This window comes from Allomuricauda sp. MMSF_3307 (genome assembly GCF_030733585.1).
Lineage (GTDB): Bacteria > Bacteroidota > Bacteroidia > Flavobacteriales > Flavobacteriaceae > Flagellimonas.
In genome coordinates, this window is record NZ_JASHIQ010000002.1 from 318,237 (window position 1) to 344,101 (window position 25,865).

Here is a 25,865-nt window from a genome sequence, read left to right on the forward strand (position 1 = left end):
TTGAAGTCTATGAAAACACCTTTTAAAAGTATTGTTCATGTGCTGCGGCTCAACCGTTTTGTGGTTCTTGGCGTGGTTATCGCCTCGGGTTTGGTCTGTATGGTTGCTATGGTCCTAGTGGGCAGGATATACCGTGAATCGTTGAACGGGGCCTTCGTGGTCAATGGGGAAGGGGAGGTCATACCGCTTTCCTGGGCCGAACAACGAGATCATCTGGAAGTGGAGGCCCTGGCCCATTTGGAACAGTTTCATAGGTGGTTTTATGGGGTGGATGCCGGCAGTTATGAGAAGAACATGGAGAAGGCCCTTTGGTTGGGCAATGCCTCCGTTGGTGCTGTCTTTCAACAGAAAAAGGCAGACGGTTTCTATAACCGGTTGTTGCAATATTCCCTTGTGCAAGAGGTCATCCGAATCGATACAGAGCTGGATTGGGATGGGTCTTCCTTTGCGTTTAGGACCCAATTGCACATACGGATCAATCGGGGAACCGTCACCGATACCTATGAACTGGTGACCTCGGGACATTTGATCCAGGTGGAACGGAATTTTCCCCATAATCCTCATGGATTGTTGATCACTGATTTTTTTGAAAACTCACTTCGTAAACTAGAAACTCATGAAAACACAGAAGAATAAAATAGTTTTTGTGCTGGTACTGGCATGTATGGTACTCTTTATCACCATATATAGCATCGTCACTTTTGGTAAGCCAAAAAAGGAAAGCCTTGATGTAGGGAGGATCCCCATGCCGGATCTGGAGGACACTTCGGTGGAGTTTGAAACCAAACTGGAAGCCGTGGAAGCCATCAAGGTGGAAAAACAATCCACGGCACCACAAGTGTATCCCGACCACATGGTGGATGATAAAGGGTATTTCAATCCCGATTATATGGAATATGAAAAGCAGCGTATCATAGACAGTGTCTTTGATACCAATGCCTTTACTGCGAAAAAAGTTTCTGTGTCGGATGCAGGCGTAATGCCCAGGTTGGGGACTGTAAAGAAGGTAAAGGTAGACGATGAAAAGTTGACAATGGGTTCCCCAAGGACGGAAACGGAGCTAGGATTGGTACATCAACTGTTCTTTGCCTCCAATCCAAAAAGGAACCGTTCCGATGGAAATTTACCAACTACTGCTGTGGCCAAGGTGTATGTGGATGGGGACCAGACCCTTCGGGATGGACAACGATTGGACTTGCGACTCGCCCATGACTATGTTGTGGATGGGAAAAGGATGCCAGGAGGTACCCGCCTCTATGGCTTTGTAAAGATAAGGCCCAACCGGGTGATGGTGGAACTTACCCGATTGGGGACAACCCTTATGGATATGCAAGCCTATGATGCCCAGGATGGGCAGGAAGGGATTTATGTGAAGAACCATCTGCGGGGTGAAGTGGTGGATCGGTCTTTGGATGAGGGCCTTGGAGAGATCAATGTGCCGGGTGTGCCCCAGTTCAATGGGATCAAACGCATATTTCAGCGTGATCAACGTACCGTTAAAGTTCAGATTTCCGACCATTATCAATTTTTCTTAATACCTAGATCATGAAAACACTAAACGTCATCATTGCAGTAATGCTAATGGCCTATGGGCACACCGTATCGGGCCAAAAGGTTTTGGACACCATCCAAGCCAATTCACAAATGAACGTGGCCCTCTTTTTTCCCAGTCCCATCAAACAGGCTATAACGGGAAACACTAAAGCGATCTTTACCTATAACCGGGAAGAAGCTCAATATTTTGGGCTATTGCAGTCCACAGCCAACACCATTACCAACCTTTTGGTGGTCACCATGGACGGACAAGCATATGAATTTAAGGTGGCCTATAGGGAAAACGTTGCCCAAACCCATTTTTTTGTGGACAAGGCGCATAGCATTGGTCCAGTACAGCCATTACCTGGTAAAAAAGGGGATTCCTTGGCTTCCCACACAGCTCGATTTCCTCTTTTAAGGGGATTGCCATCAAGTGATGGGAATGGTGCCTTGGCATCGGTGCGAAGAAAGGGAATCCGATTGCTGTTGAAAAGGTTGGTCTACCGAAACGCTCAAGTATTTATGGTTGTAGAGGTGCGCAACCGATCAGGCATTGATTTTGAAGTAGGCACCCTTGAGGCCCTAAGGATAAATGGCAGCTTGAAACGGAGATCCTCGTATCAAGAAACCAGGTTGGAACCCCACTTTATCTTTGAACGACCCAAAATTATTAAAACCGGGACTTCCCAACGATTTGTACTTGTGCTACCCAAATTTGTCCTATTCCATAAGGAGCATCTAAGACTGATTCTCTTGGAAAGCCGTGGAGGCAGAAGGTTGGAGCTCAACTATTGACCTATCGATAAAGAGAAGTGGAATCCCTTATAGGGTATACACTTTAACATGAAAACAAAATTTTGCCATAACAAAGGTTATAATGGTTACCAAGAAAGGAAATAAATTAGGAATGGTACACCTCAGGAAAAATGGAACTGGCTTCCAGCAGTATTAATACCAGAATCCAGTATTCTCTTCGTAGTGGCCTAATAGGATTGCGGGAACACTGAAAATCCGTATTGCTATTGGGAATGCACCCTTTTATATGCTAAATTGCTCTATTTGCCTATCATCCTTTTATCTGATTACTTCCTATCTTACGTTTTAACAACTGCGCATTGATGGCCACAATGATGGTGCTCAGGCTCATGAACACCGCACCGACGGCAGGGCCCATGACAAACCCTGAGGAATACAGTACACCGGCGGCCAACGGAATGGCGACCACATTATAGGCCGTTGCCCAAATCAGGTTCTGGATCATTTTGTTGTAGGTGGCCTTGCCGAACAGGATGAGATTGGCTATATCCTTGGGGTTACTGTTGACTAAGATGATGTCGGCGGTTTCCGCCGCAACGTCCGTACCGGAACCAACGGCAATGCCCACATTGGCCTTTGCAAGGGCCGGGGCATCGTTCACACCGTCCCCGGTCATGGCCACGAACTCGCCCTTACGTTGGAGTTCATCCACTATTTCCACTTTTTGGTGGGGCAACACTTCGGCATAATAGCCATCCAAACCGAGTTTTTCGCTAACGGCCCTGGCCGTTTTTTCATTGTCCCCAGTGGCCATCAATACCTTGATGTCGTTCTTCTTGAATACCTGAATGGCCTCTTGGGATTCCGATCGTATCTCATCGGCCAGTGCAATGTATCCGGCCAGTTTTTCCTCGATCAACACAAATACCACGGTTTCGGCGGCATCGCTATAGGCGTCTTTGGGAATGGGAATGTTGTTGTCCCTTAAAAAACCGGGACTGACCACTTTTACCGGTTTGTCCTCCACGGTTGCCTCGACCCCTTTTCCAGTGATCGCATGAAAGTTCAAGGGATTGGGAATGGTGACCTTTTTCTCTTGGGCCCTTTTGATGATACCCACGGCAATGGGGTGTTCCGAGCTTTGTTCCAAGGCACTTGCCAGGCGAAGGACTTCATCCTGGGAATAGTTGTCATCGACCGATTGGATTCGGGTAACGCCAAAATCACCTTTGGTCAGGGTCCCCGTTTTATCAAATAACAAGGCCGATATCTTCCGGGATTCCTCAAAGGCGGTCCTGTTGCGGATCAATAGGCCGTTTTGGGCGGATACCGCGGTGGAAATGGCCACCACCAAAGGGATGGCAAGACCCAGGGCATGGGGACAGGCAATGACCATAACGGTCACCATGCGTTCCAGGGCATAAACAAAGGGGAAACCCAGGGCCAGCCATACCGCCAGGGTTCCAAAACCAATGGTCAAGGCGATATAGGTTAACCATTTGGCGGCCCTATCGGAAAGGTTCTGCATTTTGGACTTGGTCTTTTGGGCCTCTTCCACCATCGTGATCACTTTGTTGAGGTAACTATCCTTGCCCGTGTGCTCCACTTTGACCTTTAAGGTGCTGTTGCCATTGACCGAACCGCCGATCACCTTGTCCTTTTCCTCTTTCTTTACAGGTTTCGATTCCCCCGTGAGCATGGATTCGTTCAGGTAACTGCTGCCTTCGACGATGGTACCGTCGGCTGGGACCTTTTCCCCCGGCTTGACCAGTATGATGTCATCTTTCAATACCGCTTCCAACGGTATGTCCTCTATGGTTTCCCCTTTGACACGGTGTGCTTCGGCAGGCATCATGCTGACCAACAACTGTAAGGCTTTTGAGGCACCAAGGACGCTCTTCATCTCTATCCAATGCCCGAGTAGCATGATGGCTATAAGGGTGGACAGTTCCCAGAAAAAGTCTTGGCCCTTCAGTCCGAATACGGTGGCCGTGCTATAGAAATAGGCTACGGAAATGGCCATGGAGATCAAGGTCATCATTCCCGGTGCACCCTGTTTTATTTCTGACCAAAAACCTTTCAAAAAAGGCCATCCCCCATAGAAATATACAATGGTGGAAAGCCCGAAAAGAAAGTAAGGGTTACCGGGAAGCAGGAATTCATATCCAAAGAAATCCTGGATCATCGGCGATAGGAACAAGATGGGTATGGTGAGTACCAGCGTTGCCCAAAATCGCTTTCGAAAGTCGGCGATCATCATTTTGTGGTGGTCGTGGCCCATTTGGCCATGTGCGGGGTTGTGCCCCGAATGGCCCCCGGGGCCATGGTCCATTTTGGAGTGGTCGGTCTTATCGTGGTTCATCTGTGAATGGTCGTGGTGTTGGTGCTTTTCCATGATCGGTCCTTTTTATGGGTTATCGTAATTTTTTTCTCATTTTTTCAGAAATGTTTTCGGCATAGACGCCATAGGCATCCACCAGGATGCCCCTGATGCCATCCTTGGAGGATATGGCGTACAGCACGCTGTTGTCATCGGTGCTGCTCATCCCCTCAAAACGATGGGTCTGGTCGACCTTAAAGTCCTCCGGTCGAATTTCGATTTTAAGGGAAGCGCATTCCAGGCAATGGGGCTTGAGGTTAAAATCATAGGTATAGCCCTTTGCCTGTAAATCGGATATGGCTTCTGAAAGGGTATCGTAATTTTTCATGGGCTTTCAATTATAGGTCATCGTGAAATAACTTTGGTCCTCTTCGGTAAATTTCTGAAATTTCAATAAACCGTCCTCGTTCAATTCCTCCTTGACGGTATAGTGGAGTTGTTTTATCCGTATGCCCAGGGCATAGGCCTTGATCTCGATTTTTGAATCAAGTTCATTTTGCCCGTTGTCCCAAGTCCGCCCGTAGATCCGTATCAGGCTCTTGGATCCAAAAAAGTTCAAAAGGCCCGAATCAAAGGTCAACTTCATCTCAATGTCCCCAAGGTGGTCCAAGTCATACAGCCCCTTGAATCCCGTGGATGTGGCGTTGATCTCGGTCTCCTTTGAACCTGGGTCGGAAAACGGGAAGGCCATGACCATCATACTGGCCTGATCGGGCTTGCAGCTATAGAGGGTGGAGTAGGTGTCGGTCGGTTCGTTGTCCCTATCGAACATTTGTGCGACCACCTTAATGGCATAATTGCCATTTTTCTCCATGATCGCGCCGACTTTGAACGTTTGTTTGTTGAGCAATGCTCCTTGGCCATCAAAATTTTCCCGTACGATGGATCGGCCTGAAATTTGGCCGATAAGCATGTCCGTCTGTCCGTTCGCGGTGAGAGCGAACATCAGGAATGGGAACAATAACAAAAAACCTTGTTTTTTCATAAGTGATGCATCATTTTTTGTACTTCACTTGCCAATATACCACTCAAATCGATGGCATTCGATGGGTGGGGGATGGTATTGCAGGTCACCACATTCCCGACCCCGGCGGCCAATAGGTCACCATAGGCATTGCCCGAGAATACCGCGTGGACACCGATACAAACTGGTGGTTTCATGCCCGCATTTTTAAGATGGCCGACAGTCTCGATCATGGTTCGTGCCGTGGATATGATATCATCCACCAAGATCGGGGTGGCATCCCTGTAGGTATCTATTTCGGGGACCGAAACTTCCACGTCCCGATCGCCGTGGCGAATCTTTTGCAATACGGTAAATGGGGCACCGGCATTCTTGGCGACCTCCGAGACCCACTGCTCACTTTCTGAATCGGGGCCGATCAATACCGGATCTTTGATATGTTCCGTTATCCACTTGGATATGTTGTCGGCCGCGGGGATGACCTTGTTGGGGATGGTATAGACCTTGCCCAAGGAGGTGATCCTGTGCAGATGGGGATCCACCGTGACCATGCTATCGGCAAAGCCCGAAACCAACTTTCCGAAAAATGCAGCGCTCACACCTTCCCCTTCCTGAAAGATCGTATCCTGTCGCATATAGGCGAGATAGGGGGCCACCAAACAGGTACACTTTGCCCCGAGTGCCTTGGCGGTGTGGCTTAAAAAATAGAGGGGCAACAGTTTCTCATCCGGTTCGTGAAGGGTACAGACCAGGACAACACACTTGCCTTCCACCTTTGAAAGGATGCGTGTGTAGGATTCCCCGTCGGGGAATTTCCTCAAGATGGCCCTTCCCACTTCGGCATTCATTTGCTTGGCCATAAGGGCAGTGAGCTCTTCATTTCCGGGTAGACTGAACAAAATGGTTTCCATAGGTGTTGTTTAAGTTTTATAGGATGGTTATGATGTCTTCATGATCGTTTTTATAGTCCAGTGCATATCGTAGTTCACCCTCTGTTACCGCATGCAGGGTATAAAGGGTTTGGCCCTTTGTTATACGGTCCCCCAAACGGACGTACAGTGAAATCCCTGCGGATTTGGCCCGGGGCGCCCCTGAAAGCTTGGCGAGCTTGGCAATTTTTCTGTTGTCAATGTGGTGTAGGACACCTGATCTTTCAGCTTTGACCTCCAAGGTATGGGGTGCCGGGACGGGGAGGGAGAAACGTCCCTGGGCTTCACAAATGGAAATGAATTTATCGTAGGCCTTTCCCGATTCCAATACTTGAAGTGCTCTTCTGTTGCCTTCCCCTGACACCACCTTTCCTGAAAGTTCCAACAGTTCGCCTGCCAATAAAACAGCACGTTCCTTTAGGTCCTGTGGGGCCTTGGCCTCATTTTTCAACACACTGAGCACATCCATGGCCTCCAGGGATGGTCCTATGCCCCTTCCCACAGGTTGGGTACCGTCCGTTATCACAATCTTTACCGTGAGGCCAACGGCCCTGCCGACCGCCTCCATATCCCTCTGAAGTTTTTGGGCCATCTCCATGCTTCGAACCTTGGCGGTCTCGCCCACAGGAATGTCTATGACCACATGGGTGGAGCCTGCGGCCGCTTTTTTGGATAGGACCGAGGCGATAAGTTGCCCTTCACTATCGATATCCAAGGCCTTTTCAATTTTGATGAGCACATCGTCCGCAGGGCTCAGTTGCGCTGTTCCGCCCCACACAAAACAGCCTCCTTCCTGGTTTACGACCCGCTCTATTTCATCCGATGAAAGCGTAACGTTGGTCATGACCTCCATGGTGTCCGCAGTACCTGCCGGGGAGGTGATGGCCCTTGAGGATGTTTTGGGCATCGTTAGCCCATATGCGGTGACCATGGCCACCACCAAGGGAGTCGTGCGGTTGCCGGGAAGTCCACCGATGCAATGCTTATCGACGATGATGCTTTGGTTCCAGTCCAGGGTTTTGCCCGAGGTGATCATGACCTTGGTCAGGTCGGTGATCTCATCCAAGTCCATACGGTCACCGGCACAGGCCGTGATGAAGGCCGACAGGTGGATGTTGGAATAGTCCCCCGCAAGGATATCCGTAATGATATGCCCATAGGCCTCACGGTCGAGTTTGTTGTTGTAGATCTTTGCCCTGACATGGCCAAGGGACGCTATGGGCTCCAAATGGGAGACGTGCAACAGGTCGTTTTCGGAAACGTCCAGTTTCTGGGCCGCAGCATCGGACAGACCGATCTCACCGGGTAAGAGCATGTTCGAACTTACCACGTTCAGGCTTGCCACAATGGAACGGGGTGCCTTGGAGACCCTTATCCGGACAAGGGCTTCGAATCCTTCCGATTTACAGACGTGGCAATCATACCGCATGTACACCACATTTTCATTTTGGGTGTATATGCCAAGGTGTTTGTATGTTAAGGTGTTTGAATTGGGTTCCATGGTCTATGCGATTTCTTCGATTTGATATAATTGTGGGATCTCGGCCTCCCAACCATAGGTTTCCTTGATGCCCCTTTGTAGGGCGATGGCACCATCCTTTTCCCCATGGACGATGAATATCCGTTCCGGTGCATTGGCCATCCTGTCCATCCAGCCCAGGAGTTCCTCATGGTCCGCATGTGCCGATAGGCCTTCGACCTCGCAGACCTGCATGTTGAAAGGCACCCATTTTCCATATACTTTTAGTTCTTTTTCACCTTCCAACAGCTTTCTGCCCCGGGTACCCTCGGCCTGATACCCTACAAAAAGCAAGGTATTGTTCGGGTTTGGGGCCTGGGTCTCTAAATAGTTGAGCATTCTCCCCCCGGTTAGCATCCCGCTTCCCGCAATGACGATTTTGGGGCTATGGTCCATACGCAGCTCCATGGTTTCACGATAGCTGCTTACCACGTTGAAGTGGGAACACATCTCATCACATTCATGGTCTTCCAACTTGTGCCAATCCCTTGTACGATGGAAAAGCTCCAATACATCGGTACCCATCGGACTGTCCATGATCATTTGGACCTTGGGGATTTTGCCCTCCTTCAGCAACCTCCAAAAAATGAGCATCATGAGCTGGGCCCGTTCTACCGAGAAGCTGGGGATAAAAAGGCTACCGCCCCTGGCTATGGTGTCCTGGACCAATTTTTCGATCAAGGGGAGGGCTTCCGCCTCATCGGGATGGAACCTTCCACCATAGGTCGATTCAATGAAAAGCACATCGGCCTTTCTCGGTTTTAGGGGTGGGTAAAGCAATAGGTCCTTGGTTCTTCCAATATCCCCTGAAAAAACAAAGCGCTTTCCGTGTATATCCAAGTCGATATGTGTGGCTCCCAGGATGTGTCCGTTGTATTGGAACCGTACCCTTATGCCATCGAATAGGGTAATCCATTGGGATTGGGGAACCCCCTTGAAATGCGGAAGGGTCTTTTCCACATCCTTTAGGTCGTAGAGAGGTTGGGCAGGACGGTGTTTCGAATAGCCCTCCTTATTCGCACGTTCGGCTTCCTGCTCTTGTATTTTGGCAGTGTCGTTTAAAATGATCTTTGTGATGTCCAAGGTGGGATATGTTCCATAAATGGACCCATTGAATCCCTGTTTCACCAATCGGGGAAGATATCCCGTATGGTCCATATGGCCATGGGTGAGCAATACCACATCTATTTCCGAAACCGTTACGGGTGGATATTCCCAGTTTTTAAGGCGCAGTTCCTTCAGTCCCTGGAACAGTCCACAATCCACCAGTATTTTTCTGTCTCCTGTGTCCAAAAGATATTTTGAGCCGGTGACCGTACCTGACGCCCCCAAAAAATGAATGTTTGTTTTATCTAGGTCCATGACTATGGGTTTTGCATAATTCCCTTGAATCGTTCAAGATGTTTTTTTGCCGGGATCTGGAGATTCCCATGTCATCCAACAACATTGGGTTTTCGTGGATGTCCTTGCAAAGGACGATGCCCTTATCCAGTAATTTTGTTTTTTCCCCTTTGGTAAGGGTCGTCAAGGCGGTCAAGGGATGAAGACCCGCCTTGTCTATTCTATCCTTGAGTCCGTTTCCGTTCGGATGGTCCCAACTGCACAGGAGCAATCCAACACAGTTCCCATATTGGATGGCGTCAGTGGTCAACCGGGTATTGGTGTACACCCCACCTTTATGGAGTTTGGCACCATGTCCCTTTTGGCGGACCCATTGCTTTTCCACATCCAGAAAGCGGGAATGGATATACAAAGGGGTCTTGACATTGCAAAACCGGCCTTGGTCACTGTGGTATTTGCATTCGATCATATAATGTACATTTTCCTTTTGGGCTATGACATCCACTTCGTGCTGTACGCAATTGCCCGCTACTATGACACCTACCTGGGTGGAGAATCCTTCGCGCCCCATGAGTTCACCGACCAATTTCTCGAAGGGAAAACCGGAGGGGCCCAATTCCATCAATGCTTTTTTGAGCTTGTATCTAGAGGCACTCACACGGGACTTTTTCCGAAGCATTGTAAAGGCCAGCTGATATACTTTTTTTGTGGTCATGCCATCCTGGATCTGGTGCTCGACTTGCTCCACAATTTGTTGTATGAGTACATCGCTTGCGCGGGCACGTTGTAAGGAATGGATCAGTTTTTTACGATCGAACGGGACTACATCGCCCGAATGTTTGATAAGGTTAACGGATTTGGCCATGGCTTAGAGGTGTAAGGTCATTACGGGCAAGGACGCATGGTTGGTGACGCCCTCGGCAATACTGGTTCGGAACAGGCTTAAAAACCCTGTTTTGCCGTGGGTGACCATGGCGATAAGATCAATGGGATGCTGTGCAACAAAGGTATTGATCCCCGTTTCAACGGAAGGTTCATTATAGACCGCCAGCGCATAGTTTTCCAATCCCGGGAATTTCTTCAGCAAATTTTCAATGGGGGACAGGCCCAATCGGATACTGTTGTGGTCGGTTTCGGTATTGATGCGCAAGAAGTGTATCCGGGCATTGCATTTTTTGGCAATGGAGATGACCTTCTCGAAGGCTTGGCTGCAATCTTCCTCAAAGTCCGAAACGAACACGATGTTCTTGAAGGGAAAGTGTAGCTTTTCATCCTTTACAACGATAACGGGGACATGGGCCTTTCGTACAATTTGTTCCACATTGCTTCCCGTCAATTCGCGGACGACTCCTTTGGTACCGCTGCTCCCGGTAATGATGAAGTCATGGTGAAAATGTCCCGAATGCTCCAGGATATCTGCTTGTCCGGCATCAAACTGAAGAAAGGTCCGGCACTTCAGTCCCTTCCGTTCGGCCGTTTTTTCCAACTCCCGTAAGGCGGCTTTGGCCTTGCCGATCTGTTTAAGGGTCTCCGGATAGCGCTTTTCCTTTTCCTTATCCAGCTTTATCCAATCCACGGGTGTTTTCATAAGGTGCAAAAAATGGATCTCGGATTGGTATGCCTTGGCCATTTCCAAGGCCAATTGTGCTGCTTTTTCACAGTTTTTGGAAAAGTCGGTGGGTACTAGAATATTGTTCATGGCTCATAGGGTTTTATGTGTTCTGCAATTGTGGTCGTGTCGTCCAGATATATCCATTGGACGTTGTTCAAAAATTGGATGCTACCCCTGAAGGGTCCATGGAAGGCCTTTCTTTCAAAAATCAGCCTCCCTTTGATCACATCATAGGATATTGGTTTCCGCTTCATTGGACTTTTTCTTTATGGTTCCCGAAGTTTCCCGTTCTGGATTTTTTAGGTGGGCCTTGGTCTGGAGGGCTAAAATTCCTTATAATCAAACGGTTGCCCTTTTCATAGGTGAAATAACTTGCGGCCCAGTTCAAACCGACCAGGATTCTATTTCTAAAACCACTGATGGACATAAGGTGAACGATGGACCACAATAGCCAGGCGGGATACCCGCCAAACCTGAATTTGCCCAAATCGGCGACGGCCTTGCGCTTGCCCACTGTGGCCAATGATCCCTTGTCTTTGTAGGAAAGGGGTTTTGTTGGTTTTCCATGAAGGGTGGCCCAAAGAGACCGCCCAAGGTACCTGCCTTGTTGGATGGCTACCTGCGCCACTTGGGGATGCCCTTTGGGAGTCGTTTCCCCGATCAAGGCGGCTATGTCCCCAATGGCAAAAATATTCCCATACCCCTCAACATGTAAATGGGGATCGGTCTTGAGCCGGTTGCCCTTTACCACTTTATCAGGGGCAATGCCTTTGGGGAACTGCCCCTGCACCCCTGCGGTCCATATGAGGTTTTTTGCCTTGATCTCCTTTCCACTTTTTGTGGTGACCACACTACCGTCATACCCACTTACCGATTCGTTGAACAGTACGTTTACCTCAAGTTCCCTTAAATAGGCCAGTGTCTTGGTGGAGGCCTTGTCCGACATGGTGCCCAATAGTTCGTCAAGGGCTTCCACCAAGTAGATTTCCATGGTGGAGGATGGGTACTCTGGATAGTCCTTTGGCAGGATGTATCTACGAAATTCGGCCAAGGCCCCTGCCATTTCAACCCCGGCCGGACCGCCGCCCACGATGACAAAATTGGTGAGGGCATCGCGTTCCTCCCCATCACAGGTAATGGCGGCCTGCTCCAGATTTTGCAGCATCAAATGCCGGATGTTGAGGGCATCACGTATGCCCTTCATGCCCAAACTGTTCCTAGCAACGCTTTCCATACCAAAAAAGTTGGTCGTTGTCCCAGTGGCCAAAACCAGGTAATCATAGGAAACGGCCCCCTTGTCGGTCACTACCGTATTGGACAAAGGTTGGATTTCTGATACTTCCGCCAATCGGAACACTAGGTTTTTGAAGCCATTGAACTGCTTTCTGAATGGGAAAACTATGCTGTCCGGTTCCAGGGCACTCGTTGCCACTTGGTACAATAAAGGCTGAAACGCATGAAAGTTGTTTTTGTCCAATAGGACCACTTGAACCTTCTTGTTTTTCAATTCCTTTGCCAAGGCCAGTCCGGCAAAACCACCGCCAATGACCACTATCCGGGGCATACCCGGCTCTGGTAGACAGATTATCTTTGATGTGTCGCAATTTGTTGTGTCCATGTTCAATTAGGGTTTGGGTCAATGGATAGGGTTTCGGATTTCACGGTTTTTCTCCAGAATAGGTGTTCGTACAAACCGGACCAGTACATTCCAAAAGTGAAAGCGAACCATAGCTCTTCCATGGGAATGCCGAAAACAAGGATACCGGTAAGATTGTCCAGGTTCCAGTACAGATCGACGTATTGGGGGTAGAAGGGAAGTATGCTCCCGAAATACAAAAAATACAACAAGGTGAACAGGAAGCCGCCCACCCAGACCTTTCCCTTTAGATCGGGCCTGCAATAAAGGGTGGCCAACCCACCCGCAAGCAGGGCCAAAACACCACAATAAATGGGATTAAGCTTGGTGAACAACGCCATGGGGACAAAGACCAATGCGGGCACAAAAAGAAGATATAGGTGCAGATTATGCCTTTTATGATGGCGCTCGATCAAAGGGATTTTGGAAAGGACCCTTCCAAATATCAAATTGTAGAGCACGGTGCCTATCCCACCTATCGCAAAGGAAAACAGCAAGCTTTCCAGGTCAAAACCCGTTTTTTCGGCCAATTGGAACAAAGAGGGGGGAAGCCAATATTCCGGCACGAACAGGGGCTCGGTCAATCCAAAGGGCATGGTGATAAGACTCATCTTGAGCATTTCTTCCCTATACCCTTTTTTCAACACAAAAAGGAGTGCCCAGAGTGCCAGGATGATAAGGGACCATATGAACCAAACGTACTGCATGATCTTCGAAACGTAAGGCTATTTTCGATGTTTGATCTGGGCATTGTAAAGCCCACCTATGCACGCCCCGATGAGCCAACCTATGATGAAGGTCTGTACAAGCCCCAAAAAAGCCTCGGACAGGGGCACATCCATTCGTATGATGCTGGTGGTGTCCAATCCGTGCAGTAGACTGTTGAAAAAGGATATCGTACCCTCTTTGCCGGCCGTTGCCATTACGATCATACAGCCCAAATAGATTATGGCCCCAGTAAGACCAAAGGCAAAGCCTAATTTTTTTACATTAAATCGATTCATGGTTTTTCTGTTTTAGATTCATTGTCAGTTTGAAGGACCTTTTTTGATTCCTCAAATTCCTCCTTGGAAATTTCGCCTTTCGCAAATCTTTTTTTTAAAATTTCCAGTGGGCTATCCTCTTGGTGCCTTTTATAGGGAATGTCCGATGGGATAAAGAATATCCAAGCCAAAAAGATGATCCAGATAATCCACCATATAAGGTGCATACCTCCAAAATGTCCGTCGTAATAATGCATGATACTTGATTTAAGGTTGTATTAAAATATTTCGTTCCTTGGAGTCCATGGGTGCTATTGTTCCGATCAACCCTGTTCGTTTTCCCTGTCATGGGTGTGGCCATTTCCACCATGTCCATGCGAACCGTGCGGTATGAACAGGTGGATGGCGAACATGACCAGGATGAAAATGAAAAGGGAAGCGCCATCGCCCATCCCGATTGAAGGCGCCAAAAAAATGAACAGCAGTGGTAGTCCACATCCCAGGACCATCCATATCCAGTGATTTTTCATGAGATATCCGTTTTAGTTGTCAAGAATTCAAAGTGTTCGGCATGGCCGATCGAACCCATGGTCTAATGGTTCATCCCCATTCCTTTGTCCCCCATCATTTTCATGCCGGATTGAATGCATTCCTCGCTCATCATCCCTTTGTCATGCATCATTTGCATCATTTCGCCCATCATCTCGCCATCCTTCATCATTCCGTTCATCATGGAATGCATCATTTGTCTGTTGCCCATCATTTGGTTCATCATGGTGCTGTCGCCCATCATCATTTGCATGCCTTGTCCCTTCATCATGGTGCCCATCATTTTTTTGTTTCCCTGCATCATTTGCATGGCATGGTCGCTCCCTTGCATCTGTTCCATGAATTCCATCATATAATCATGGTTTTGTACCAGATCTTTAAGGATCTCGCTTCTTGTTTCCTCGTTTTGAAGCAAGGCTTCTACATCGGTTGATTGTTTGCAACCGTTTAAGGACATAAGACCCATCACTGAAAAAAAAATTACTAAAGTTCTCATTGTATATGAATTAAAGATTATACGTCAATTGGCTGATTTCAGAAAGGTTTCGATTTTGGTGATCTCCTCTTCCGTCAGGTTGGCCCGAACCCGCATGTGCAGGCTTATGGTTTCCCAATCGGTATCGTTGTAATCCGCGGGTGAAGGGGCGATATGACATCGGTTGCACACCTCGCCCCAGAGCTGCGCCCCGGATTTTTCAATTTTGAAATCCACTTCACTCCCCGCCACCTCGGTCGCGGTATCCGTCGCAATGGGTTTTTTATTGGAGGAGCAGGCGACCATGATCGATGCCATGACGGACAGGATTATTGCTGCTTTAAAATTCGTTGTTGTTTTCATTTCACTTTCTTTTTTTGATTTTAAAATCCAATGGCCCAATGCACAAACAATCCATTGGTTCGGGTCGTGCCATCACTGTCATGACCACCTTCCATCTTGGTGGTTTGATAGCTGAGTTTGACCACGGAACGCCAACTCAGCCAATAGTTCAAACCAAAAGCGTACTGCGTTGACTTCTCTTCCCACTCCGCTCCTTCAGGGGCGTTAAAATCGGAATATCGACCCACAAATTCGAGTTGCTTTATAAAGTCGCTTCCCGACATGATGGGGCGATAGCTCAATTGTGTATAAAAGGAGCTGCTTTGGTTGTCAAAGGAGTAAGGTTCGGAAATCCCATCTTCGATTTCATAGTAGGTGGCGGTATCCACATTGGAACTGTTGTACTGGGCCTTGATGTCCACAACCCCTTGTAAGGGGGTGATCGATTTTACATAGGAAAGATCCAGCGCCCAAAGAAAGGCACCCACTTCCTTGTAATCGGAGTCCTCTGCGCCGGTACTGTTGGTGGTATAGGCGGAAATCCCCCATTCCATGGATGAATCCGAGAGCGGGAGTAGGCCGATCCTGCCACCCAAGGCCTTGGCCAGGTTCACATCTTCATAATAACCGAAATCCAGCATACCCGCTTCTTCAGGCTCCTCACTTCCATCCTTGATGCGCGGACCGTTGGTCACATAAACCGCATAGTTCATTTTGGGACCGCCCAGATCGAATGCCCCCCTGAGTTCGACACCGATATCGGAGGCCGGTGCAATTCCGTCGTGACCAAATCCAAGGGGTCTGCTTGGAAGTCGGTTGATCCATGCAGGGTGCAAACGCTCCATAAAGGTTCCAAAGGGAAGCAGGAATTTACCGGCCCTTACGGTCATGTGCTTGTTGAGCACATACATCACATCGGCATATTCCAGTCCCGTTTTCAATTCATTTCCTTCGAGCTCAAACTCCAGTTCGGCCTCGAACATGAGCTTGTCGGAATGCTTGTAGAGGAATATAGGGGCGAATGTGGCCCCTAGAAAGGTGGATTCTTGTTCACCACCGGTATCCAAATATTCAAATCCGGTGTGTCCGTAACCACGCAGCATGAACTGCGTCTTACTGGGTTCAAAGGTGTTGTAGGTCTGGGCCAAAGCCGAAGATCCCAACCCTAAGATAATTAGGGTCATTAGTAGTTTTTTCATTTTTTCAAGGTTCTGATATAGTTGATCAATTCCCATCTCTTGTTTTCGGGAAGTGCGGTTTCATAGGAAGCCATAGGGGGCTTACCGTTGGTCAATTTCCAGAATAGGGCACCGTCCGATTGGGACTGTACCTTGGCACTGGTCAAGTCGGTGGGTTTTGGGGTCAATCCGGCTCCGCCCATGCCGTCTCCCTTACCCTTGGCCCCGTGGCAGATCACACAGAGCATTCTGAAGGTCCGTTTGCCGCTTTCTGTCGCCGTGGCATCATTTTTTAAGGGATTGTTCAAATTGTCCGCACTGGCCGGGGCTTCCCATTGGGTCTGTGCTCTGGTCGCCTGTAGGGCCAAAAGGGTCATTAGGAACGTTAGCATTATGGGTATTGATTTTTTTTGTGTAAGTTTCATTTTATTATTTGTTAGGTTGTTGCGTTAAAACTACTGTTTGACCTGACAGGCCATCTTCATAATATTCCTGGATTTTTATATTATTTCGTCAAGAAAATCCCTTTGCCACATTTGTCCGTTTTTGTAATCCGTCATGCTCATCCCCATAATTTCCTTGAACTGTGCGGACAAATGGTTGACGCTGCTGTAATCGAGCATATAGGCGATATCGGAAAATGAATATTGTCCCAGTTGGATAAGCTCCTTTACCTTTTCGATCTTGAGCTTGATAAAGTACTTTTCGATCGTGATGTTTTCATTTCTGGAAAAAACCTTGCTCAGTACTTTGTAATCGCGATGCAATAAATCGACAAGGTAGTCCGAGGTGTTCCCTTTGTGGTTAATCGGGACGTTGGTCACTAAGGAAATCAAGCCTATCTTGATTTTCTCAACGATCATTTCCTCTTCGCTTTTGGCTATTTCAAAGCCATTGGAATGTAGGACGTCCACGACTTTTTGGTCAACTTCGGCAATCCCTATTTCCGGGGCATTTACCGTAAGTTTCCCCAGTTCAAGGGATAGAACCTCAATGCCCAGGTCATGCAATTCTTGTCTTATGACCTTGAGGCATCGCCTACAGACCATATGCTTTATCCAGTATTCCTTTTTGGAATCCATGGTGTCTGAGTTATTGTTAAGCGTAAATAATATCGGGTCAAAACCCGATAGGAGAATCGATCAGGATATGCCGTCGTGGAGATAGCACACGACAAAAAAGGTCATTTAGTGGCCATGACCAATGTGAAGAGCGAACGATTGCATTGACGTTCCGCCAGTGTAAAAATCAAATTAGGAAAGTTTCATGAAGGACAAGGAGATCCTGTTCGATCCACGGGGGATCGTAGTCTTTAAAAGGGATTATGTTTTCCTGTAGCCCTTCGAAACGATCGATATGGTAAAAAATAAAGGCATTTAGAAATACAAGTGTGCCGAAATCAAGGTCAAAGGAATCCAGCATCAGGTCATCCTTGCCAATATTGGCATAGGTATCGGTGCTGCAGCAATCCTTTTGTTCCAAAGAGCACTTCCTTGAGGTGTTTTTGGGATTTTGAAGCTTTTGGTCGCAGGGTTTTGCTTTGCCGGTCACAGAAAAACTGACCAACTTGTTACAGCAAAAATGGGCATTCGATGCAAAGGAAGTGGTACTGATCAATACAGAACAGGCCAGAAACAGGGACAATATTTTCGATGTGGTTTGCTTCACTTCCTAAAGTTACTAAATTTTGTTTAACTCGCTAAAAATCAAACTGTAATCAATTATGCAGTTATCCATATGATTACTGTTTGTGTGTGATTTCAGCAGGATTTGGTTCCAAATGTAAGGTATGGGATTCGGAAAAAACATGACAAATATCAGGTTTACCAAAAGTACTGGCATTGGGCCACCACAAGGATCACAATACTATACTGGTATACAATATGTGGGGAAAGGAATGACCGTCAGCTGTCCAACGATCGGATTCGGTATCGAGGAACTTTAAGGTCTGTTATGGTTCGATTGAAGACAAGGGTTCCACCTTTAATCGGGTTGAAAATACAATGCTATTGGTCAGGGTTCCATCCGTTGCCAGTAAGGAGGGCCTTCGAACCACGATGTGCTTTATACCGTCCCGGACCAGATACGATGGTCGTATAAATGATTGATGGTCAAAAGTATGGGGTGCCATGGTCGGTACTTTGAAAAGCAGGGGCTTTATGCGGAATCCTTGTATAAATTGTGTTAAATTTAATGAGGTTGTTAAAATTTTTGTAGTTTTGTAACCGCTTATGAGAATATTTTGGTTCAAAATATTATCTTGTTTTATGGCACTCAACGTGCTGGCATCCACCTTTTCCTTTGCGGTGGCACAACACTATTGTGGGGAAGATCTTGTTGATTTTTCCTTCTTCGGTAAAGCGGAATCCTGTGGAATGGATATGCAGCAGCCATCGGATTCACACCAGCACAAGCTGCAGAAAAAACAGTGTTGCGATGACGAAACGCTTTCCGTACAAGGAAATGGGGATCTATTGCTTTCCGTTGAAAATTTAAGTGTTGGGGAGCATCAGTTCCTGGTTGCCTTCACGTACAGTTACATCAATCTTTTTGAGGGATTACAGGAAAATATAGTTTCTGTCGTACATTACCCTCCGCCCCTTTTGGTCAAGGATATTCAGATTCTTGATCAAACTTTCCTTATTTAAGAGCATATCGATGACGTTTGGCCGTGCTATGGTTTTTGGCATGGCCCTAGGTATTTATTGCCTTTGGAACATTTTCACTATTTCCAACACAATAAACTCATGATATGCTTAATAAAATCATAAAATACTTTTTAGAGAACAAACTGGTGACCGTTCTCGTTTTAATAACGTTGGTTACCTGGGGGATTGTCACTTCCCCCTTCAATTGGAATACGGGCTTTCTCCCAAAAGACCCGGTGCCCGTGGATGCCATTCCCGATATTGGGGAAAACCAGCAAATTGTTTTCACGCAATGGCCCGGGCGATCGCCACAAGATATCGAGGATCAGATTTCTTATCCAATGACGACCTATTTACTTGGAATTCCAGGGGTGAAAACGATCCGTAGTTCATCCATCTTTGGATTTTCCAGTATCTATATCATTTTTAATGATGATGTGGAATTTTATTGGTCGCGCTCCCGGATCCTTGAAAAATTGAATTCACTTCCCGCAGGGCTGTTGCCCGATGGGGTAACCCCGACTTTGGGTCCTGACGCCACGGCATTGGGACAGGTATATTGGTATACCCTGGAAGGAAGGGACAAGGATGGGAACCCTACAGGAGGATGGGATCTGCACGAAATACGGACTGCCCAGGATTTTTATGTGAAATACGGGTTGAATGCCGTGGACGGGGTGTCCGAAGTGGCTTCGATCGGTGGTTTCGTCCAAGAATATCAAGTGGATGTAAATCCAGATGCCCTGAAAGCCTATAATATTCCTTTATACAAGGTCATGGAGGCCGTACGGAAGTCGAACAGGGATGTGGGCGCCAAGACCATTGAAGTCAATCAAGCAGAATATTTGGTCAGGGGCTTGGGATATGTCAAAAATACGGAAGACATAGAAAAGGCCGTGGTTGCCGTCTTTGACAATGTCCCGGTTCGGGTCAAGGATATTGGGGTGGTCAGCTTGGGACCGGCCACACGAAGGGGCGTGCTCGATAAAGGGGGCGCCGAAGTGGTAGGTGGCGTCGTGGTCGCCCGTTATGGTTCCAATCCTTTGGCGGTCATCAATAATGTGAAGGACAAGATCAAGGAAATCGCACCCGGTTTGCCCAAAAAGACATTGGCCAATGGTGTGGAAAGCCAATTGACCGTGGTCCCGTTTTATGACCGGACACAGCTCATCCACGAGACCATAGGTACTTTGGAAAATGCCCTGTCCCACGAAATACTGATCAGCATCATCGTTGTACTGGTACTTGTCCTCAACCTGAGGGCCTCTGTGATCATATCCAGTCTATTGCCTGTCGGGGTCCTAATGACCTTTATTGTCATGCAATATGCCGGGGTAGATGCCAATGTGGTGGCCCTTTCCGGGATAGCCATTGCCATAGGGGTGATGGTGGACGTGGGGATCGTGTTCGTCGAGAACATTATCCGTCATTTGGAAATGCCCGAGAACCATGGTGCCAAGGGCAAGGAACTCATTCAGGTAATATATAAGGCCACCGTGGAAGTGGCCTCGGCAATTACGACCGCATTGGCGACCACCGTCGTGAGCTTTGTGCCTGTCTTTGCCATGCAATCGGCAGAAGGGAAGCTATTTAGGCCCTTGGCCTTTACCAAGACCTTTGCCCTGTTGAGCGCCTTTGTGCTGGGAATCGTTGTGCTTCCGGCATTGGCCCATTTTGTAATGGGGGTGGATTATGACAAGAAACGGGTGCGACGGTTTTGGTCCATTCTATTGATATCCACCGGGCTTATTTTTGCATTTTATGCCCAGATGTGGTTGCCATTGGTCATTTCACTCATTGGGTTGAACAATTTGATGGAACCCAAATGGCCGGAGCACTATAAATCGTTTCCCAACTATATCAATTTGGGACTGACCGTTTTTATCGCTTCCTTCTTCCTGACCGAGGAATGGATGCCCTTGGGACCCCAAAACGGTATTGTGGTCAACTACTTTTTTGTGTTGTTCCTAGTGGGCATTATCCTGGCCGCTTTGATGGGAATCGTACATTTCTATACCCCGGTCCTAAAGTGGTGTCTGGAAAACAAAGGAAAGTTCATGCTCATCCCATTCGTGACCCTGTTTTTTGGGGTATTGGTTTGGCTGGGGTTCGATAGCACCTTTGGAATCGTGGCCAAAGGCTTTGAATCGGTAGGTTGGAAAAGTGTCAGACAGACCTCGGGATGGCAGGCAGCTTCCAAGAGATTCCCGGGAATAGGATCCGAGTTCATGCCATCGCTCAATGAAGGTTCGTTCCTGTTGATGCCGACATCCATGCCGCATTCAGGGGTGGAATACAACAAAAGGGTGGTTGGACAGTTGGATATGCTCTTGGGAAGCATACCCGAAGTGGACTTGGTTGTCGGTAAACTCGGTCGCGTTGAATCCGCACTGGACCCTGCACCCATTTCCATGTATGAGAACATCATCAACTATAAACCTGAATTCATTGTGAATGAAGACGGACATAGGGTCCGTTATAAAGTAGATCGAAAGGACAGGTTCATTACCCAGCATAAAGACACTTTGACCAATGAGGAGGCCTTGCAGTTAGGGATTGCCGAGAAGGACCTGATCGTGGATGAGGACGGTGAGTTTTTCCGAAACTGGAGGCCTCATATCAAATCCCCCAACGATATCTGGGATGAGATCGTAAAGGTCACCAAGATCCCGGGCATAACCTCTGCTCCCAAATTACAGCCCATAGAAACCCGGTTGGTGATGTTGCAGACCGGAATGCGCGCTCCCATGGGGATCAAGGTTTTTGGTCCCGATCTGAAGACCATCGAGGATTTTGGGATGCAATTGGAAGGTATCTTGAAGGAAGTGCCCTCGGTCAAGGCAGAAGCCGTATTCGCCGATAGAATAGTGGGCAAACCTTATTTGCACCTCAATATCAACAGGGACGGGATATCCCGATATGGTTTGAACATTGAAGATGTGCAGCAAAGCATCGAAACAGCGATCGGTGGGATGAAAATCACCTCCACCGTTGAAGGTAGGGAACGTTTTCCCGTGCGGGTGCGCTACCCGAGGGAATTGAGGGACGACCCGGAATCGTTGAAGAAAATTTTGATTCCCACACCGGTAGGGGCGCAAATTCCCTTATCCCAAGTGGTGGATTTTGAATATGTCCGCGGGCCTCAGGCCATCAAGAGCGAAAACACCTTTTTGGTGGGCTATGTGCTTTTTGATAAACGGGACGGTTTTGCGGAAGTCGATGTGGTGAACGATGCCCAGGAAGCCATCCAGAAAAAAATCGATGCAGGGGAATTAACGGTTCCCGCCGGAATAAGCTATAAGTTTTCTGGGAGTTATGAGAACCAAATCAGGGCAGTGAAAAGACTGTCCATTGTCATACCGATCAGTTTGATTGTGATTTTCTTGCTCCTGTTTTTTCAGTTCAAGACGGTCATCGCATCCTCCATCCATTTTTCCGGAGTTTTTGTTGCTTTTGCGGGAGGTTTCATAATGCTCTGGCTCTATGGTCAGGATTGGTTCATGAATTTTGCCATTTCAGGGGTCAACATGCGGGATCTGTTCCAAATGCACACGATCAATTTAAGCGTTGCGGTTTGGGTTGGTTTTATCGCACTTTTCGGTATTGCCACCGATGATGGTGTCATCATGGGTACGTACATCCACCAGGTTTTTGAGGAAAAGAACCCTCAAACCGTACCGGATGTAAGAGCGGCGGTTTTGGAGGCAGGGAAAAAAAGGGTCCGTCCCGCCATGATGACGGCCGCCGTGGCCATCATCGCCCTTTTGCCCGTGCTGACCTCTACCGGAAAAGGGGCCGACATTATGATTCCCATGGCCATCCCGACTTTTGGGGGAATGGCCATTCAGATCATGACCATGTTCGTGGTCCCGGTACTCCAAGCCTATTGGAGGGAAACAGTCATTATAAATCGCAACAAAGCATTGAAAAAAATACAGTAAAATGAAAAATGTATTGACCATCATATTTGTCTTGACAAGTATCCTTTCCAACGGCCAGACCTTGGAGGATTACTTTAAGGTAGCGGCTGAGAACAATCCAGGGTTGCTTTCACAGTACAAAGATTTTGAGGCGGCGTTACAAAAAGTACCGCAGGTGAAGGCTTTACCAGATCCAAACCTGTCCTTTGGGTACTTCATCTCCCCGGTCGAAACCCGGGTAGGGCCCCAAAAGGCAAGGTTTTCACTGACTCAGATGTTTCCTTGGTTTGGAACCTTAAAGGCCCAAGGTGATGCCGCTGCACTTATGGCAGAGGCCAAGTACCAGTCTTTTTTGGATGCCAGGAACAAACTTTATTACGAGGTTTCAGCAGCTTATTTTCCATTGTACGAACTTAAGGAGTGGGTACGGATCGAAGAGGACAACATTGCCATTCTGGAATCCTACAGGACGGTTTCCAATACGAAATTCAAAAATGGCTTGGGATCATTGGTCGATGTCTTAAGGGTGGACGTGCTTTTAAAGGAAGCCCGGACGAATCTGGGTATCCTTAAACATAAGGAAATCCCCCTTTTGGCGTCCTTCAATAAACTATTGGACCGTAAGGAAGATGAACAAATAAACATCCCTGAGACCTTTGGGGTCAATGTACTGCCCATTGATTATGTCAAAGATTCCTTGGTAGTGGACCATCCGCTCTTGAATTCCCTGGAATTAAAGGTCAAGGCTGCAGCGGCATCCGAAAGGGCAGCCCTTAAACAAGGCCTGCCAAAAGTGGGGGTCGGACTGGACTATGTAATGGTTGATAAGCGTACCGACATGGTGGTTCCCGATAATGGCAAGGATGTATTGATGCCCATGGTTACCTTGAGCCTGCCCCTATTCAGGGGTAAGTACAGGGCAGCCGAAAAGGAGGCCCAATTGATGCAGGAAAGTTATGCACTGCAAAAAAAGGAAGTCACCAATACATTGAAGACCAATTATGAAATGGCCGTTTTTGACATAAGGCAGCAGACGGATTTGATTTCCCTCTTTGATGAACAGATCATGGAATCGGAACAAGCACTCAATCTGTTGTTCACAGCCTATGGGAATTCCGGGAAGGACTTCGAGGAGGTGTTACGAATGCAGCAACAATTGTTGAAGTATACTAAATTGAAAATAAGCGCATTGACGCAATATGAAATAGCGTTGGCCAAGTTTAACTATATCACGGCAAAAAAATAATCAGATGAAATCAGAAACACAAAAAATAGTAAAAATAGCCTTGTCCACCTTGGTTCTTGGACTTTTGCTGGGATGGCTATTGTTCGGGGGCTCCAAGGGCAATGCCACAGAGGAACACCAACATACTTCGGAAGTATCGGGAGAAACCATTTGGACCTGCTCCATGCATCCCCAGATCAGACAGACGGAACCGGGAGATTGTCCCATTTGTGGGATGGACTTGATCCCTTTGGAAAATGACAACGGTTCGGAACTGGACCCCATGGCCGTTAGCATGTCGAAAACCGCCATGCAGCTTGCCAATGTCACTACGGAAATCGTGGGCAAGACCGCCCCGGTCAAATTGATCGATCTTAATGGCAAGGTGGAAGCGGATGAACGATCGATCTATTCCCAATCTTCCCATATTCCCGGCAGGGTGGAACGGCTAATGGTGAATTTTACAGGGGAGTATATCAAGCAGGGGCAGATCATCGCCTATATTTATTCCCCTGATCTGGTCACTGCACAAGAGGAACTTTTTGAAGCAAGAAAGGTGGCGGACACCCAACCGCAGTTTTTTAATGCCGCCAAGGAAAAATTAAAAAACTGGAAGCTTTCCGACAACCAAATCGCACAGATACTTCAATCCGGGACCGTTAAGGAGGAATTGCCGATACATGCCGATGTTTCAGGCTACGTTACCGAAAAAATGGTAAACCTTGGCGACTATGTCAACAAGGGCAAGGCATTATATCAAATTGCCAACCTGAACAGCGTTTGGGTACTGTTCGATATTTATGAGTCCGACATGCCCTGGGTAAGAAAAGGCGATGAAGTGGTCTTTACCATACCCTCGCTCCCGGGCGAAAACTTCAAAGGCAGGATTTCCTATATCGACCCGGTGATCAATCCCATGACAAGGGTTGCCAAGGCCAGAATCGAGATCGGGAACACCGGTTTAAGGTTAAAGCCGGAAATGTTCGCTTCCGGAACCGTAAAAGCAAAACAGCCCATTGCATCAGAAGCGATAACCATTCCTAAGTCGGCAGTGATGTGGACCGGGGAACGTTCTGTGGTATACATCAAGAATACCACATCCAATGGGGTGAATTTTGTGTTGCGCGATGTCACCTTGGGACCATCGTTGGGAAATGGTTTCATTGTCAAGGAGGGGCTGCAAGAAGGGGATGAGATCGCGGTAAACGGGACCTTTAGTATCGACGCGGCGGCCCAATTGGCCGGGAAACCGAGCATGATGAATCCTGAAGGTGGGCCCGCCATGACGGGACATAACCACGGAGGCATGAAGATGGGGGATGACAAGGGTACAGGCGGTAGCGATCATTCGGAAATGGATATGGGGGATCCCGGCTTGGAAAACAAAACAGACCATTCTGATATGAACCAGCGAATGACGGCGACAGCGACTTTTAAAAACCAATTAAAACAGGTGTTGAGCGCCTACTTGGAGTTAAAGGATGCGCTTGTCAATGATAATGCCGCCAAGTCCAATGCCGCTGCAAAAAAAGTGTTGTCGGCCTTGGAACATGTGGATATGAAACAATTGACGGACAAAAAGGCGCACGGCCATTGGATGACGATATCGAAGGAAATCTCCAATTCGGCGAATTCCATTTCAAAGATATCGGATATCAAAGCCCAACGCGATCATTTTAAACATCTGTCCGCCCATCTATCCAAAGGTGTCAAGCTTTTTGGGGTCGATCAAAAGATATACGAACAGTTTTGCCCGATGGCCGATAACAACAAAGGTGCCTATTGGTTGAGTACGACCAAAGAGATCAAAAATCCCTATTTCGGAGAGGCTATGTTGACCTGCGGTGAAATCACCGATGAAATGTAATTGAA

27 protein-coding genes are annotated in these 25,865 nt (G+C 47.7%); 7 read left to right on the forward strand and 20 right to left on the reverse strand.

Annotation, left to right across the window (positions count from 1 at the left end; genetic code table 11):
* The first annotated feature begins 9 nt into the window (after nt 1-9).
* The 3 genes from RBB12_RS05825 to RBB12_RS05835 are packed head-to-tail and all read left to right on the forward strand — an operon-like array spanning nt 10 to nt 2,331.
* A complete protein-coding gene (locus RBB12_RS05825) occupies nt 10-636 on the forward strand; it encodes a conjugal transfer protein TraK (protein WP_090294852.1) in 627 nt (208 codons plus the stop codon).
* A complete protein-coding gene (gene traM / locus RBB12_RS05830; protein WP_090294854.1) occupies nt 617-1,549 on the forward strand; it encodes a conjugative transposon protein TraM in 933 nt (310 codons plus the stop codon). The genes RBB12_RS05825 and traM overlap by 20 nt, the downstream gene beginning before the upstream one ends.
* On the forward strand, nt 1,546-2,331 hold the full coding sequence (locus tag RBB12_RS05835; RefSeq protein ID WP_090294857.1) for a DUF4138 domain-containing protein: 786 nt from the start codon (nt 1,546-1,548) through the stop codon (nt 2,329-2,331). The genes traM and RBB12_RS05835 overlap by 4 nt, the downstream gene beginning before the upstream one ends.
* A 271-nt stretch (nt 2,332-2,602) precedes the next feature.
* Here RBB12_RS05835 and RBB12_RS05840 read toward each other — a convergent pair whose 3' ends face one another.
* The 20 genes from RBB12_RS05840 to RBB12_RS05935 all read right to left on the reverse strand — a co-directional run bounded on the left by RBB12_RS05840 (nt 2,603) and on the right by RBB12_RS05935 (nt 18,331).
* Nucleotides 2,603-4,687, reverse strand: a complete 2,085-nt coding sequence (locus RBB12_RS05840; protein WP_306013265.1) for a copper-translocating P-type ATPase — start codon at nt 4,685-4,687, stop codon at nt 2,603-2,605.
* A 19-nt stretch (nt 4,688-4,706) separates the two neighbouring features.
* Complete coding sequence (locus RBB12_RS05845) at nt 4,707-5,000, reverse strand: phosphoribosylpyrophosphate synthetase (RefSeq protein ID WP_090294862.1); 294 nt, start codon at nt 4,998-5,000, stop codon at nt 4,707-4,709.
* Between the two features lie 6 nt (nt 5,001-5,006).
* Nucleotides 5,007-5,657, reverse strand: coding sequence for a hypothetical protein (locus tag RBB12_RS05850; protein ID WP_090294866.1), 651 nt, complete (start codon nt 5,655-5,657; stop codon nt 5,007-5,009).
* Nucleotides 5,654-6,547: a ribose-phosphate pyrophosphokinase gene (locus RBB12_RS05855; RefSeq protein ID WP_090294868.1), complete on the reverse strand. Its 894-nt coding sequence runs from the start codon at nt 6,545-6,547 to the stop codon at nt 5,654-5,656. The genes RBB12_RS05850 and RBB12_RS05855 overlap by 4 nt, the downstream gene beginning before the upstream one ends.
* 16 nt (nt 6,548-6,563) lie before the next feature.
* Nucleotides 6,564-8,066 carry a thymidine phosphorylase family protein gene (locus RBB12_RS05860; RefSeq protein ID WP_090294871.1) on the reverse strand — a complete coding sequence of 501 codons (1,503 nt, stop codon included), beginning with the start codon at nt 8,064-8,066 and terminating at the stop codon, nt 6,564-6,566.
* Between the two features lie 3 nt (nt 8,067-8,069).
* Complete coding sequence (locus tag RBB12_RS05865) at nt 8,070-9,446, reverse strand: MBL fold metallo-hydrolase RNA specificity domain-containing protein (RefSeq protein ID WP_275648312.1); 1,377 nt, start codon at nt 9,444-9,446, stop codon at nt 8,070-8,072.
* Nucleotides 9,433-10,290 (reverse strand): ATP cone domain-containing protein, encoded by an 858-nt coding sequence (locus RBB12_RS05870; protein WP_090294876.1) that lies wholly within the window; start codon nt 10,288-10,290, stop codon nt 9,433-9,435. Before RBB12_RS05870 ends, RBB12_RS05865 begins: the two co-directional genes overlap by 14 nt.
* A 3-nt stretch (nt 10,291-10,293) precedes the next feature.
* Nucleotides 10,294-11,124 (reverse strand): universal stress protein, encoded by an 831-nt coding sequence (locus RBB12_RS05875; protein ID WP_090294878.1) that lies wholly within the window; start codon nt 11,122-11,124, stop codon nt 10,294-10,296.
* Nucleotides 11,125-11,287: 163 nt separating this feature from the next.
* Nucleotides 11,288-12,655 carry an NAD(P)/FAD-dependent oxidoreductase gene (locus tag RBB12_RS05880; protein WP_306013264.1) on the reverse strand — a complete coding sequence of 456 codons (1,368 nt, stop codon included), beginning with the start codon at nt 12,653-12,655 and terminating at the stop codon, nt 11,288-11,290.
* A gap of 2 nt (nt 12,656-12,657) precedes the next feature.
* The gene (locus RBB12_RS05885) at nt 12,658-13,380 is read right to left on the reverse strand and encodes a lycopene cyclase domain-containing protein (RefSeq protein WP_090294881.1); all 723 of its coding nucleotides are present in this window, start codon (nt 13,378-13,380) and stop codon (nt 12,658-12,660) included.
* An 18-nt stretch (nt 13,381-13,398) separates the two neighbouring features.
* Nucleotides 13,399-13,677, reverse strand: a complete 279-nt coding sequence (locus tag RBB12_RS05890) for a DUF5676 family membrane protein (protein ID WP_090294883.1) — start codon at nt 13,675-13,677, stop codon at nt 13,399-13,401.
* Nucleotides 13,674-13,913 carry an SHOCT domain-containing protein gene (locus tag RBB12_RS05895; RefSeq protein WP_090294886.1) on the reverse strand — a complete coding sequence of 80 codons (240 nt, stop codon included), beginning with the start codon at nt 13,911-13,913 and terminating at the stop codon, nt 13,674-13,676. The genes RBB12_RS05890 and RBB12_RS05895 overlap by 4 nt, the downstream gene beginning before the upstream one ends.
* Before the next feature lie 66 nt (nt 13,914-13,979).
* Nucleotides 13,980-14,186 carry a hypothetical protein gene (locus RBB12_RS05900; RefSeq protein WP_090294888.1) on the reverse strand — a complete coding sequence of 69 codons (207 nt, stop codon included), beginning with the start codon at nt 14,184-14,186 and terminating at the stop codon, nt 13,980-13,982.
* Between the two features lie 62 nt (nt 14,187-14,248).
* Nucleotides 14,249-14,701 (reverse strand): hypothetical protein, encoded by a 453-nt coding sequence (locus RBB12_RS05905; RefSeq protein WP_090294890.1) that lies wholly within the window; start codon nt 14,699-14,701, stop codon nt 14,249-14,251.
* A 24-nt stretch (nt 14,702-14,725) separates the two neighbouring features.
* Complete coding sequence (locus RBB12_RS05910; protein WP_090294892.1) at nt 14,726-14,998, reverse strand: cytochrome c; 273 nt, start codon at nt 14,996-14,998, stop codon at nt 14,726-14,728.
* 65 nt (nt 14,999-15,063) lie between these two features.
* Nucleotides 15,064-16,221: a hypothetical protein gene (locus tag RBB12_RS05915; protein WP_090294894.1), complete on the reverse strand. Its 1,158-nt coding sequence runs from the start codon at nt 16,219-16,221 to the stop codon at nt 15,064-15,066.
* A complete protein-coding gene (locus tag RBB12_RS05920; protein ID WP_036385883.1) occupies nt 16,218-16,625 on the reverse strand; it encodes a c-type cytochrome in 408 nt (135 codons plus the stop codon). The genes RBB12_RS05915 and RBB12_RS05920 overlap by 4 nt, the downstream gene beginning before the upstream one ends.
* A gap of 75 nt (nt 16,626-16,700) precedes the next feature.
* On the reverse strand, nt 16,701-17,282 hold the full coding sequence (locus RBB12_RS05925) for a helix-turn-helix domain-containing protein (RefSeq protein ID WP_036385881.1): 582 nt from the start codon (nt 17,280-17,282) through the stop codon (nt 16,701-16,703).
* 166 nt (nt 17,283-17,448) lie between these two features.
* Nucleotides 17,449-17,868: an HYC_CC_PP family protein gene (locus RBB12_RS05930; RefSeq protein WP_036385880.1), complete on the reverse strand. Its 420-nt coding sequence runs from the start codon at nt 17,866-17,868 to the stop codon at nt 17,449-17,451.
* 283 nt (nt 17,869-18,151) lie between these two features.
* Entirely contained in the window at nt 18,152-18,331 is a 180-nt protein-coding gene (locus RBB12_RS05935) for a hypothetical protein (protein ID WP_139297725.1), read from the reverse strand.
* A 100-nt stretch (nt 18,332-18,431) separates the two neighbouring features.
* Between RBB12_RS05935 and RBB12_RS05940 the strand changes: the two genes are divergently transcribed.
* The 4 genes from RBB12_RS05940 (at nt 18,432) to RBB12_RS05955 (ending at nt 25,860) form a co-directional block, all read left to right on the forward strand.
* Nucleotides 18,432-18,848 (forward strand): HYC_CC_PP family protein, encoded by a 417-nt coding sequence (locus RBB12_RS05940; protein ID WP_036385878.1) that lies wholly within the window; start codon nt 18,432-18,434, stop codon nt 18,846-18,848.
* Nucleotides 18,849-18,952: 104 nt separating this feature from the next.
* A complete protein-coding gene (locus RBB12_RS05945; protein WP_036385877.1) occupies nt 18,953-22,789 on the forward strand; it encodes an efflux RND transporter permease subunit in 3,837 nt (1,278 codons plus the stop codon).
* 1 nt (nt 22,790) lies between these two features.
* The gene (locus RBB12_RS05950; protein ID WP_090294896.1) at nt 22,791-24,014 is read left to right on the forward strand and encodes a TolC family protein; all 1,224 of its coding nucleotides are present in this window, start codon (nt 22,791-22,793) and stop codon (nt 24,012-24,014) included.
* Nucleotides 24,015-24,018: 4 nt separating this feature from the next.
* The gene (locus RBB12_RS05955) at nt 24,019-25,860 is read left to right on the forward strand and encodes an efflux RND transporter periplasmic adaptor subunit (RefSeq protein WP_036385873.1); all 1,842 of its coding nucleotides are present in this window, start codon (nt 24,019-24,021) and stop codon (nt 25,858-25,860) included.
* Nucleotides 25,861-25,865 lie beyond the last annotated feature (5 nt).

What these genes read in the sequence shown, in the direction of transcription:
- RBB12_RS05825 (WP_090294852.1), top strand. Translation starts at nt 10, where the DNA reads ATGAAAACACCTTTTAAAAGTATTGTTCATGTGCTGCGGCTCAACCGT.
- traM (WP_090294854.1), top strand. Translation starts at nt 617, where the DNA reads ATGAAAACACAGAAGAATAAAATAGTTTTTGTGCTGGTACTGGCATGT.
- RBB12_RS05835 (WP_090294857.1), top strand. Translation starts at nt 1,546, where the DNA reads ATGAAAACACTAAACGTCATCATTGCAGTAATGCTAATGGCCTATGGG.
- RBB12_RS05840 (WP_306013265.1), bottom strand. Translation starts at nt 4,687, where the DNA reads ATGGAAAAGCACCAACACCACGACCATTCACAGATGAACCACGATAAG.
- RBB12_RS05845 (WP_090294862.1), bottom strand. Translation starts at nt 5,000, where the DNA reads ATGAAAAATTACGATACCCTTTCAGAAGCCATATCCGATTTACAGGCA.
- RBB12_RS05850 (WP_090294866.1), bottom strand. Translation starts at nt 5,657, where the DNA reads ATGAAAAAACAAGGTTTTTTGTTATTGTTCCCATTCCTGATGTTCGCT.
- RBB12_RS05855 (WP_090294868.1), bottom strand. Translation starts at nt 6,547, where the DNA reads ATGGAAACCATTTTGTTCAGTCTACCCGGAAATGAAGAGCTCACTGCC.
- RBB12_RS05860 (WP_090294871.1), bottom strand. Translation starts at nt 8,066, where the DNA reads ATGGAACCCAATTCAAACACCTTAACATACAAACACCTTGGCATATAC.
- RBB12_RS05865 (WP_275648312.1), bottom strand. Translation starts at nt 9,446, where the DNA reads ATGGACCTAGATAAAACAAACATTCATTTTTTGGGGGCGTCAGGTACG.
- RBB12_RS05870 (WP_090294876.1), bottom strand. Translation starts at nt 10,290, where the DNA reads ATGGCCAAATCCGTTAACCTTATCAAACATTCGGGCGATGTAGTCCCG.
- RBB12_RS05875 (WP_090294878.1), bottom strand. Translation starts at nt 11,124, where the DNA reads ATGAACAATATTCTAGTACCCACCGACTTTTCCAAAAACTGTGAAAAA.
- RBB12_RS05880 (WP_306013264.1), bottom strand. Translation starts at nt 12,655, where the DNA reads ATGGACACAACAAATTGCGACACATCAAAGATAATCTGTCTACCAGAG.
- RBB12_RS05885 (WP_090294881.1), bottom strand. Translation starts at nt 13,380, where the DNA reads ATGCAGTACGTTTGGTTCATATGGTCCCTTATCATCCTGGCACTCTGG.
- RBB12_RS05890 (WP_090294883.1), bottom strand. Translation starts at nt 13,677, where the DNA reads ATGAATCGATTTAATGTAAAAAAATTAGGCTTTGCCTTTGGTCTTACT.
- RBB12_RS05895 (WP_090294886.1), bottom strand. Translation starts at nt 13,913, where the DNA reads ATGCATTATTACGACGGACATTTTGGAGGTATGCACCTTATATGGTGG.
- RBB12_RS05900 (WP_090294888.1), bottom strand. Translation starts at nt 14,186, where the DNA reads ATGAAAAATCACTGGATATGGATGGTCCTGGGATGTGGACTACCACTG.
- RBB12_RS05905 (WP_090294890.1), bottom strand. Translation starts at nt 14,701, where the DNA reads ATGAGAACTTTAGTAATTTTTTTTTCAGTGATGGGTCTTATGTCCTTA.
- RBB12_RS05910 (WP_090294892.1), bottom strand. Translation starts at nt 14,998, where the DNA reads ATGGCATCGATCATGGTCGCCTGCTCCTCCAATAAAAAACCCATTGCG.
- RBB12_RS05915 (WP_090294894.1), bottom strand. Translation starts at nt 16,221, where the DNA reads ATGAAAAAACTACTAATGACCCTAATTATCTTAGGGTTGGGATCTTCG.
- RBB12_RS05920 (WP_036385883.1), bottom strand. Translation starts at nt 16,625, where the DNA reads ATGAAACTTACACAAAAAAAATCAATACCCATAATGCTAACGTTCCTA.
- RBB12_RS05925 (WP_036385881.1), bottom strand. Translation starts at nt 17,282, where the DNA reads ATGGATTCCAAAAAGGAATACTGGATAAAGCATATGGTCTGTAGGCGA.
- RBB12_RS05935 (WP_139297725.1), bottom strand. Translation starts at nt 18,331, where the DNA reads ATGGCACCCCATACTTTTGACCATCAATCATTTATACGACCATCGTAT.
- RBB12_RS05940 (WP_036385878.1), top strand. Translation starts at nt 18,432, where the DNA reads ATGAGAATATTTTGGTTCAAAATATTATCTTGTTTTATGGCACTCAAC.
- RBB12_RS05945 (WP_036385877.1), top strand. Translation starts at nt 18,953, where the DNA reads ATGCTTAATAAAATCATAAAATACTTTTTAGAGAACAAACTGGTGACC.
- RBB12_RS05950 (WP_090294896.1), top strand. Translation starts at nt 22,791, where the DNA reads ATGAAAAATGTATTGACCATCATATTTGTCTTGACAAGTATCCTTTCC.
- RBB12_RS05955 (WP_036385873.1), top strand. Translation starts at nt 24,019, where the DNA reads ATGAAATCAGAAACACAAAAAATAGTAAAAATAGCCTTGTCCACCTTG.